Below are 8,118 nucleotides of genomic sequence, written 5' to 3'. Positions count from 1 at the left end.
ATCTCCTGCGGGGTGCCGAACTGCTGGATGATGCCGTCCTTCATCACCGCCACCTTGTCGCCCAGGGTCATGGCCTCGATCTGGTCGTGGGTGACGTACACCGTGGTGGTCTTCAGGCGCTGGTGCATCAGCTTGATCTCGGTGCGCATCTCCACCCGCAGCTTGGCGTCGAGGTTCGACAGCGGTTCGTCGAACAGGTAGATCTTCGGCCGCCGCGCCAGCGCCCGGCCCATGGCCACGCGCTGCTGCTGGCCGCCGGACAGCTGGCCGGGCTTGCGCGCCAGCAGGTGCTCGATCTGCAGCAGCTTGGCCACACGCGCCACCTCGGCGTCGATCTCGGCCGGCGGCAGCTTGCGCATCTTCAGGCCGAAGGCGATGTTGTCCTTCACCGTCATGGTCGGGTACAGCGCGTAGGACTGGAACACCATGGCGATGTCGCGATCCTTCGGACTCATGCCGCTGATGTCGGCGCCGTCGACCAGGATCGCCCCGCCGCTGATCTCCTCCAGGCCGGCGATGCAGTTCATCAGGGTGGATTTGCCGCAGCCGGAGGGGCCGACCAGGATCAGGAACTCGCCGGAGTCGATGGCCAGTTCGATGTTCTTCAGGGTGTCCGCCAGGCCGCTGCCGTAGGATTTGTTGACGTTGCGCAGTTCGAGGGTAGCCATGGTTATTACCTCAACCTTTGACGGCGCCGGCCGTCAGGCCGCGCAGGAAGTACTTACCGGCCAGGATGTAGACCAGCAGGGTGGGCAGCCCGGCGATCATCGCCGCGGCCATGTCGACGTTGTATTCCTTGGCCCCGGTGCTGGTGTTGACCAGGTTGTTCAGGGCGACGGTGATCGGCTGGGTGTCGCCGCTGGCGAACACCACGCCGAACAGGAAGTCGTTCCAGATCTGGGTGAACTGCCAGATCAGGCAGACCATGATGATCGGCACCGACATCGGCAGCAGGATGCGTCCGAAGATGGTGAAGAACCCCGCGCCGTCGAGGCGCGCGGCGCGCACCAGCGCCTCGGGAATGCTCACGTAGAAGTTGCGGAAGAACAGCGTGGTGAAGGCCAGACCATAGACCACGTGCACCAGCACCAGGCCTTCGGTGGTGTTGGCCAGGCCGAGCTGGCCGAGGGTGAAGGAGGCCGGCAGCAGGATCACCTGGAACGGCAGGAAGCAGCCGAACAGCAGCAGACCGAAGAACAGCTGCGAGCCGCGAAAGCGCCACATGGCCAGCACGTAGCCGTTCAGCGCGCCGAGCAGGGTGGAGATCAGCACCGCCGGAATGGTGATCTTCACCGAATTCCAGAAGTAGCCGCCGACGCCGTCCCAGGCCTTGACCCAACCGATCACGGTGAACACGTCCGGGATCGACAGCAGGTTGCCGCTGCGGATGTCGTCGGGAGTCTTGAAGCTGGTCAGCAGCATCACCACCAGCGGAATCAGGTAGACCGCACAGGCGGCCAGCAGGGTGGCGTAGATAGCCATACGGCTCAGGCTGATGGCGGGCTTAGTCATGGCGTTTGCCTCGCAGTTCCGAATACAGGTAGGGCACCAGGATCGCCAGCACCGCACCGAGCATCAGCATCGCGCTGGCGGCGCCGAGGCCCATCTGGCCGCGGGTAAAGGTGTGGGCGTACATAAACATGGCCGGCAGATCCGAGGCGTAGCCGGGGCCGCCGGCGGTCATCGAGGCCACCAGGTCGAAGCTCTTGATCGCGATATGGGCGAGGATCATCAGCGAGCTGAAGAACACCGGGCCCAGGCTCGGCAGCACGATGCGCAGGTAGATATTCGGCAGGCTGGCGCCATCGACCTGGGCGGCGCGGATGATCGACTGATCGACCCCGCGCAGCCCCGCCAGGAACAGCGCCATAACGAAGCCCGAGCTCTGCCAGACGGCGGCGATCACCAGGCAGTAGACGACCCGCTCCGGGTCCACCAGCCAGTCGAAACGAAAGCCTTCCCAGCCCCAGTCGCGCAGCATCTTGTCGATGCCCAGGCCCGGGTTGAGCAGCCATTTCCAGGCGGTGCCGGTGACTATCATCGACAGCGCCATGGGGTAGAGAAAGATGGTGCGGATAAAGCCTTCGCGGCGGATGCGCTGGTCCAGCAGCACCGCCAGCAGCACGCCGAGTACCAGGCTGATGCCGATAAACAGGCCGCCGAACAGCAGCAGGTTCTGGCTCGCCACCCACCAGCGGTCGTTGTCCCACAGCCGCGCGTACTGCTGCAGCCCGACGAAGTTGTAGCTGGGCATGAAGCGCGAGTTGGTGAACGACAGCAGGAAGGTCCAGCCGATGTAGCCGTAGAAGCCCACCAGCACTATGACCATGCTCGGCGCCAGCACCAGCTTGGGCAACCAGCGCTGCAGGGCGTCCAGCGGTGAGGCTTTGGCGAAGACTGCGTTTGAACTCATGAGTCACTCCGTTGTTGCAGGTTGCGCGGTCGACCCCATTGCCCCTGAAAGAGGGAAACGCGGCGCGGCCGATCCCGTGGCGCGTGCCTGAGGGCATGCGCCTGGGATCACAGGCTTGAAACCGGCGGGTTACACCCGCCCTGGGGGAAGGGCCGCCCAGGCGGCCCGAGCGCTCACTGCACCGCCTGGATCGCCGCCGCCAGTTGCTGGGCGGCGCGCTTGGGGTCGGCCTTGGGGTCGTTGAAGAAGTTGGTCACCACATCGAACACCGCGCCCTGCACGTAGCTGGAAGCGGCCATGCCGTGGGCCAGGCTCGGCTGCAGACCGCCACCGGCGGCGGCCTCCTTGAAATCGGCCATGGACTTCTGCGCGCAGGCGTCGAAGCTGCTCATGTCCTGATCCATGCGCACCGGGATCGAGCCCTTGTTCTGGTTGAAGAACTCCTGGAACTCGGTGCCCATCACCGTGCGCGCCAGGTCTTCCTGGGCCTTGCGGTTGTCGGCGTCGCTCAGCTTGAACATGGCCAGCGAGTCGATATTGAAGGCGAAGCTGCCCTGGGTTCCGGGGAAGGCCAGGCACTGGTAGTCCTTGCCGGCGACCTTGCCGGCGGCGGTCCACTCGCTCTTGGCCCAGTCGCCCATGATCTGCATGCCGGCCTTGCCGTCGATCACCAGGCCGGTGGCGCTGTTCCAGTCGCGCCCGGCGGCGTCGGCGTCGATATAGCCGCGCAGCTTCTGCAGGGCGGCGAACACCTCGACCATCTTGGCCCCGGTCAGGGTGGCGCGGTCCTGCTCGACGAAGGCCCGGCGAAAGCCCTCGGCGCCGAGAATGCTGAAGGCCAGGCCCTCGAACACGGTGCCGTCCTGCCAGGGCTGGCCGCCATGGGCGATGGCGATGAAGCCGGCCGCCTTGAGCTGGTCGGCGGCGGCGAAGAATTCGTCGAGGGTGGTCGGCGGCGTGGCGCCGGCCTTGGCGAACACCTCTGGGTTGATCCACAGCCAGTTGACCCGGTGCACGTTGACCGGCACCGCCACGTAGTCGCCCTGGTACTTCATCACCTCGACCACCTGCGGCGGCAGCAGCTGGTCCCAGTTCTGCTCGGCGGCGACGCCGTTGAGATCGGCGAGCAGGCCCAGCTCGCCCCACTCCTGGATGTCCGGGCCCTTGATCTGTGCGGCGGCGGGCGGGTTGCCGGACACCGCGCGGGTCTTCAGCACGGTCATGGCCGCTTCGCCACCGCCACCGGCGACGGCGAAGTCCTTCCAGCTGTGGCCCTGGGCTTCGACCAGTTTCTGCAGGGTATCGGCGGCGCGCTTTTCGCCGCCGGAGGTCCACCAGTGCAGCACTTCGACTTCGCCGGCAGAGGCGGACAGGGGCAACAGGGCAGCGAGGGAAAGGGCGGTGGTCAGGCGAGAGATCGCTTTCATGGGAAGAGACACCTTGTTGTTGTTATTCGCGGGCAAGTCGTGGTGCTTGCGCTGGAATCGAGTCTAACCACGGCCTTGGCCACGGCGGGTAACGAAGGGATGAAGAAAGGTCACCGAATGGTTACATAAGCGGGCCGCCCCGCGGGCTGGTAGGCTTGTCGGCTTTGCACCACTGCCGGGGAGCACTTCCATGCATGCACTGATCGCCCTCAGCCGCTTTATCGGCAACAGTTTCGCCCTCTGGGTGCTGCTGTTCGCCGTGCTGGCGTTCTTCCAGCCGAGCTGGTTCCTGCCGGTGACGGCGTGGATAGTACCGCTGCTCGGGCTGATCATGTTCGGCATGGGCCTGACCCTCAAGGGCGCGGACTTCAGGGAAGTGGCGCGGCGCCCGCTGGCGGTACTGCTCGGCGTACTGGCGCAGTTCAGCATCATGCCGACGGTGGCCTGGGTGCTGTGCCAGACCTTCGGCCTGCCGGCGGAAATCGCCGTCGGGGTGATCCTGGTCGGCTGCTGCCCCGGCGGCACCGCCTCCAACGTCATCACCTGGTTCGCCCGCGGCGACCTGGCGCTGTCGGTGTCGATCACCGCGGTGACCACCCTGCTCGCCCCGCTCGTCACCCCAGCGCTAATCTGGCTGCTGGCCTCGGAATGGCTGCCGGTGTCGTTCGGCGCCATGTTCGTCTCGATTCTCAAGATGGTGCTGCTGCCCATCGTCCTCGGCCTGATCGCCCAGCGCCTGCTCGGCGAGCGGGTGAAGACCGCGGTGGAGGTGCTGCCGCTGATCTCGGTGGTGTGCATCGTCGCCATAGTCGCCGCGGTGGTGGCCGCCAGCCAGGGCAAGATCGCCGAATCCGGCCTGCTGATCATGGCGGTGGTGATGCTGCACAACGGCATCGGCCTGGGGCTCGGCTACCTGGCCGGGCGCCTGTTCGGCATGCCGCTGGCGCAGCGCAAGACCCTGTCGATCGAGGTCGGCATGCAGAACTCCGGCCTCGGCGCGGCGCTGGCCAGCGCCCACTTCAGCCCGCTGGCGGCGGTGCCCAGCGCGCTGTTCAGCGTCTGGCACAACCTGTCCGGCCCGCTACTGGCCACGCTTTATCGTCGGATGAGTCAGGATTCCGATAAAAGCGCCAGCTGAATCAAAAACTTCCGTTGATCCGGGGCAGCTTGCCCCGGCCTCGAAGATGTGCAGAATACTGCACGACGCGAGGACGACCTCCGCATTGCCGCAACGGCGATGAACCATCCCGGGGACGGCCCCTTCAGTCCCCACTGGAGGTCATCATGTCCTGGATCATTCTGCTGCTCGCCGGCCTTTTCGAAGTCGGCTGGGCCGTCGGCCTGAAATACACCGACGGCTTCACCCGTCCCCTGCCCAGCCTGCTCACCGTCGCCGCCATCGTCATCAGCCTCGGCCTGCTCGGCCTGGCCATGAAGGAATTGCCGCTGGGCACCGCCTACGCCATCTGGACCGGCGTCGGCGCAGTGGGCACGGTGATCGCCGGCATCGTCCTGTTCGGCGAATCGATGGCGCTGCTGCGCCTGGCCAGCGTGGCGCTGATTCTCTGCGGCCTGGTCGGGCTCAAGTTGAGCCATTGAGGACGCCCGCTCCGTGGGAGGCGCTTTAGCGGCGAATCGCGGCTACGACTGCATGGATGCAGGAGGTAGCGCCGCGCCCGTTCCCTACGGGCTGCGGCATTCACCACATCCCTGTGGATTGCGAAGCAGGATGCCCGAGCCGAAAGCCCCTCCCACACGAGCGTTCGCTACCGCCAATCGCCACGCAACTCCGCCACCTGTGCCTGCAACGCCTCGCGCCGCGCCAGCTCCGGCGCCAGCGGCGCGCCGGCCACCAGGCACACCCGCGACCACAGGCGCTTGAACAGGCCCTTGCGTGGGTCGCGGCTGAAGAAGCTGCCCCACAGCCCGCGCAGCGCCATGGGAATCACCGGCACCGGGTTCTCCTCGAGGATGCGCTCGATGCCGGCCTTGAACTCGTTGAGTTCGCCGTCGCCGGTCAGCTTGCCCTCGGGGAAGATGCACACCAGTTCGCCGTTGCGCAGGTACTCGGCGATCTTCTTGAACGCCGCGTCGTAGATCAGCAGGTCCTCGTTGCGCCCGGCGATCGGCACGGTGCCGGCGGTGCGGAAGATGAAGTTGAGCAGCGGCAGGTCGTAGATCTTGTAGTACATGACGAAGCGCACCGGCCGCCGCACCGCGCCGCCGATCAGCAGCGCATCGACGAAGGACACGTGGTTGCACACCAGCACCGCCGGGCCTTCGTCGGGGATGGCGTCGAGCCCCTTGTGCTCGACCCGGTACATCGAATGGCCCAGCAGCCAGATGAGGAAGCGCATGCTGAACTCGGGGACGATCTTGAAGATGTAGCTGTTGACCGCCACGTTCATCAGCGACACCACCAGAAACAGCTGCGGAATCGACAGCCCGGCGACGCTGAGAAAAAGGATCGCGACTATGGCCGAGGCCACCATGAACAGCGCGTTGAGGATGTTGTTGGCGGCGATCACCCGTGCCCGCTCGTGCTCGGCGGTGCGCGACTGGATCAGCGCGTACAGCGGCACGATATAGAAGCCGCCGAACAGGCCGATACCGAGAATGCAGCCGAGAATCCACCAGGCCTGGCCATGGCCCAGCAGCGCCAGCCAGTCGTGCGGCGCGGCGCCCTGGGGAAAACCGCCGGAGAACCACCACAGCAGCATGCCGAACAGGGTCAGGCCGATGGAGCCGAACGGCACCAGGCCAATCTCCACCTTGTGCCCGCTCATGCGCTCGCAGAGCATCGAGCCCAGGCCGATGCCGAGCGAGAACACGGTGAGGATCAGCGTCACCACGCTCTCGTCGCCGTGCAGCCACTGCTTGGCGTAGGCCGGAATCTGCGTCAGGTAGATGGCGCCGAGGAACCAGAACCAGGAGTTGCCCACCAGCGAGCGCGACACCGCCGGACGCTGGCCGAGGCCGAGTTTCATGATCAGCCAGGACTGGCGCAGGATGTTCCAGTCCAGCGGCAGCGTCGGCATCGCCGCCGCCGCACGCGGGATGCCGAGGCTGGCCAGGTAGCCGAGCAGCGCCACGCCGACCACCGAACCGGCGACTATGGCCGCGTAGCTGCTGCTGGCCATCATCACCCCGGCGCCGATGGTGCCGGCGAGAATGGCCAGGAAGGTGCCCATCTCCACCAGGGCGTTGCCGCCCACCAGCTCCTCCTCCTTCAGGTGCTGCGGCAGGATCGAATACTTCACCGGGCCGAACAGCGCCGACTGGGTGCCCATGGCGAACAGCACGGCGAGCATCAAGGGCAGGCTGTCGAGCAGCACCCCGGCGGCGCCGGCGAGCATGATGAACACCTCGGCCAGCTTGATCTTGCGGATCAGGGCGTCCTTGGCGAACTTCTCGCCGAACTGGCCGCCGAGGGCGGAGAACAGGAAGAACGGCAGGATGAACAGCAGCGCGCAGAGGTTGACCAGCAGATCGCGGTCGGCGCCGGTGTTGAGCTTGAACAGGATGGCGAGAATCAGCGACTGCTTGAAGATGTTGTCGTTGAAGGCGCCAAGCAGCTGGGTCAGGAAGAACGGCAAGAAGCGCTTCTTGCCGAGCAGGGCGAATTGCGATTGTTGGGTCATCGTCCATGGTCCTCGCGGGGCCGGATTGCCCGCACAGGCATTTGACTGCAATTGCCCCGGCGAAAGCCACAGGGCAAATGCGATGGCGATAACCACCCCGCGCCATGAGGTGGAGGCCGTAGGGTGGATGTCGCTTTTTACATCCACCAGAGCGGTGGATCGGTGAAGCGTGATCCACCCTACGCAGCGCGCAAAAAAAACGGCAGCCCAATCGGGCTACCGTTCTCGAACTCGGAGAAAACGTCAGTGCCAGGCACTGACTACAACCTCACCTGCACTCCCTGGGGAATGCCTGGCCAGTCTGACAAAAGCCCCGGGCAGCGTCCGTTTAGCTTTGTTACCTGCCTGCAAAGAAATGTAAACGGCGGATGACTGGGCGGTCCGCGCCGCGGCACAATCGCGCCATGAACGCCTACCACCCCGCCTGCTGCAGCCCCCTCGACGACCACGACCCGCTGCCCCGCCCGCTGCCCGGCACGCAGCTGATCAGCACCCGCTTCGACCCGGCGCGACTGGCCGCGGACGACTTCGTCCGCTGCGATATCGCCCCGGTGCGCGGCGTGGCCAAGCGCCAGAGCGAATACCTGGCCGGCCGCCTGTGCGCCCGCGAGGCGCTGCGACGCCTGACCGGCGTGGC

General features: G+C 65.9%; 7 protein-coding genes and 1 pseudogene. 3 read left to right on the top strand and 5 right to left on the bottom strand.

The features are described 5' to 3' along the window. From N878_RS06960 to N878_RS06945, 4 genes are all read right to left on the bottom strand, one after another. The coding region (locus N878_RS06960; RefSeq protein ID WP_021442945.1) for an ABC transporter ATP-binding protein at nucleotides 1-668 on the bottom strand (668 nt) is incomplete at its 3' end. A gap of 10 nt (nucleotides 669-678) precedes the next feature. Beyond that, entirely contained in the window at nucleotides 679-1,512 is an 834-nt protein-coding gene (locus tag N878_RS06955) for a carbohydrate ABC transporter permease (RefSeq protein WP_021442944.1), read from the bottom strand. Continuing rightward, the gene (locus tag N878_RS06950; protein WP_021442943.1) at nucleotides 1,505-2,413 is read right to left on the bottom strand and encodes a carbohydrate ABC transporter permease; all 909 of its coding nucleotides are present in this window, start codon (nucleotides 2,411-2,413) and stop codon (nucleotides 1,505-1,507) included. Before N878_RS06950 ends, N878_RS06955 begins: the two co-directional genes overlap by 8 nt. Before the next feature lie 173 nt (nucleotides 2,414-2,586). Next, nucleotides 2,587-3,840: an ABC transporter substrate-binding protein gene (locus N878_RS06945; protein WP_021442942.1), complete on the bottom strand. Its 1,254-nt coding sequence runs from the start codon at nucleotides 3,838-3,840 to the stop codon at nucleotides 2,587-2,589. A gap of 190 nt (nucleotides 3,841-4,030) precedes the next feature. Between N878_RS06945 and N878_RS06940 the strand changes: the two genes are divergently transcribed. Together N878_RS06940 and sugE are read left to right on the top strand one after the other, a co-directional pair. Continuing rightward, nucleotides 4,031-4,978 (top strand): bile acid:sodium symporter family protein, encoded by a 948-nt coding sequence (locus tag N878_RS06940; protein ID WP_021442941.1) that lies wholly within the window; start codon nucleotides 4,031-4,033, stop codon nucleotides 4,976-4,978. 146 nt (nucleotides 4,979-5,124) lie between these two features. After that, nucleotides 5,125-5,439: a quaternary ammonium compound efflux SMR transporter SugE gene (gene sugE / locus N878_RS06935; protein WP_021442940.1), complete on the top strand. Its 315-nt coding sequence runs from the start codon at nucleotides 5,125-5,127 to the stop codon at nucleotides 5,437-5,439. A gap of 167 nt (nucleotides 5,440-5,606) precedes the next feature. On the opposite strand, the gene N878_RS06930 is transcribed toward sugE, so the two are convergent. After that, nucleotides 5,607-7,481, bottom strand: a complete 1,875-nt coding sequence (locus N878_RS06930; RefSeq protein ID WP_021442939.1) for an MFS transporter — start codon at nucleotides 7,479-7,481, stop codon at nucleotides 5,607-5,609. A 404-nt stretch (nucleotides 7,482-7,885) separates the two neighbouring features. Here N878_RS06930 and N878_RS06925 point away from each other — a divergent pair. Next, a pseudogene (locus N878_RS06925) lies at nucleotides 7,886-8,118 on the top strand (4'-phosphopantetheinyl transferase); the annotation flags it as partial.

Origin of the sequence: Pseudomonas sp. EGD-AK9 (assembly GCF_000465935.2) — a bacterium.
In the GTDB taxonomy this organism is placed as follows: Bacteria; Pseudomonadota; Gammaproteobacteria; order Pseudomonadales; family Pseudomonadaceae; genus Aquipseudomonas.
Note: the sequence above shows the minus strand (reverse complement) of the source record. Positions and strands in the feature narration are given on the sequence as shown.

What these genes read in the sequence shown, in the direction of transcription:
- N878_RS06955 (WP_021442944.1), bottom strand. Translation starts at nt 1,512, where the DNA reads ATGACTAAGCCCGCCATCAGCCTGAGCCGTATGGCTATCTACGCCACC.
- sugE (WP_021442940.1), top strand. Translation starts at nt 5,125, where the DNA reads ATGTCCTGGATCATTCTGCTGCTCGCCGGCCTTTTCGAAGTCGGCTGG.
- N878_RS06940 (WP_021442941.1), top strand. Translation starts at nt 4,031, where the DNA reads ATGCATGCACTGATCGCCCTCAGCCGCTTTATCGGCAACAGTTTCGCC.
- N878_RS06945 (WP_021442942.1), bottom strand. Translation starts at nt 3,840, where the DNA reads ATGAAAGCGATCTCTCGCCTGACCACCGCCCTTTCCCTCGCTGCCCTG.
- N878_RS06930 (WP_021442939.1), bottom strand. Translation starts at nt 7,481, where the DNA reads ATGACCCAACAATCGCAATTCGCCCTGCTCGGCAAGAAGCGCTTCTTG.
- N878_RS06950 (WP_021442943.1), bottom strand. Translation starts at nt 2,413, where the DNA reads ATGAGTTCAAACGCAGTCTTCGCCAAAGCCTCACCGCTGGACGCCCTG.